The sequence below is a fragment of the Collinsella aerofaciens genome (assembly GCF_015552075.1).
Classification (GTDB): Bacteria; Actinomycetota; Coriobacteriia; order Coriobacteriales; family Coriobacteriaceae; genus Collinsella; species Collinsella aerofaciens_Y.
In genome coordinates, this window is sequence record NZ_JADNDZ010000118.1 from 1 (window position 1) to 1,339 (window position 1,339).

Annotated in this window: 1 protein-coding gene; it reads right to left on the reverse strand. The window is 69.2% G+C overall.

Annotated features, from left to right (window positions below):
- On the reverse strand, nucleotides 1–1,339 hold a 1,339-nt coding region (locus tag I2D41_RS09025; RefSeq protein ID WP_195364295.1), incomplete at both ends, for a sugar nucleotide-binding protein.

Consider the following 1,339-nt stretch of genomic DNA (forward strand, 5'->3'; position numbering starts at 1 on the left):
CTCGAGCTTGGACAGGTCGAGCGCGGAGTGGACCGGGCGCGGGGCGATGGGGCCCTCGGCGCTCGCGTAGTAGTCGGCGGTGCTGACCGGCACGACCTTGTCCCCGTTGCCGTTGGCGGCCTCGAAGACGGCGCGGGCGATGTCGGCCCAGCTCCTCACGGCGCCGGAGCCGGTGCAGTCGTAGGTGCCGTAGGGGGCGTGCGTCCCCAGCACATGGAAGATGGCCCGCGCCATGTCGCGCGTGAAGGTCAGGCGGCCCAGCTGGTCGTCGACCACTGTGATCTGCCCCAGCTTGTCCTCCGGGTCTGTGACGCGGTCGGACAGGCCCTTCATGGTCTTCACGAAGTTGTGCCCCTCGCCGATGACCCAGGAGCTGCGCATGATGTAGTGGCGCGGGCACCCGGCCACGGCGATGTCGCCGGCGGCCTTGGTCTGGCCGTAGACGGACAGCGGGCTGAGGGGCTCGTCCTCGGTATGCACCTCGGCGGTGCCGTCGAAGACGTAGTCGCTGGACACGTGGACGAGCGTGATGCCGTGCTCGGCGCAGGTTCGGGCGAGAAGGGCGGGACCGGTCGCGTTGGCCTTCCAGGCGATGGCGCGGCCCTCGGGGGTCTCGGCCCTGTCGACCGCCGTGTAGGCGCCGCAGTTGATGACGGTGCCGTAGAGCGACCAGTCGTACTGAGCGTAGGCCTCGGGGTCGGACATGTCGAAGGTGTCGATGTCGCAGAAGTCGAAGTCCTTGGCGACGCCGCGCTCCTCGGCGAGCGCACGCACCGCATGGCCCAGCTGGCCGTTGCAGCCGGTGACGAGCGTCCTCCTGGGCGCCATCGGGACGACGTCGGCGAGCATCGGGTGGTTGAGGTCGGCCTCGGATACGGTGGCCTGATCCAGCGGGATCGGCCACTCGATGGCGAGCTCGGGGTCGGCGAGGTTCACGAAGGTGTAGGTCTTCTTGAGCTCGAGGGACCAGTGGGCGTCCACCAGGTAGGTGTAGGCGGTGCCGTCCTCCAGGGCCTGGAAGGAGTTGCCCACGCCGCGCGGGACGTAGATGGCCTTGGACGGGTCGAGCGTGCAGGTGAACACCTTCCCGTAGGTCTCGCTGCCCTCGCGCAGGTCCACCCAGGCGCCGAAGACGCTGCCGCGCGCCACGGAGATGAACTTGTCCCAGGGCTCGGCGTGGATGCCGCGGGTGACGCCGCGGCTGTCGTTGTAGGAGATGTTGTTCTGGACGACCCTGAGGTCCGGGATGCCCAGGGCGGTCATCTTGGCGCGCTGCCAGTTCTCCTTGAACCAGCCGCGCGAGTCGCCGTGGACGGCGAGGTCGACGACCTTGAGGCCC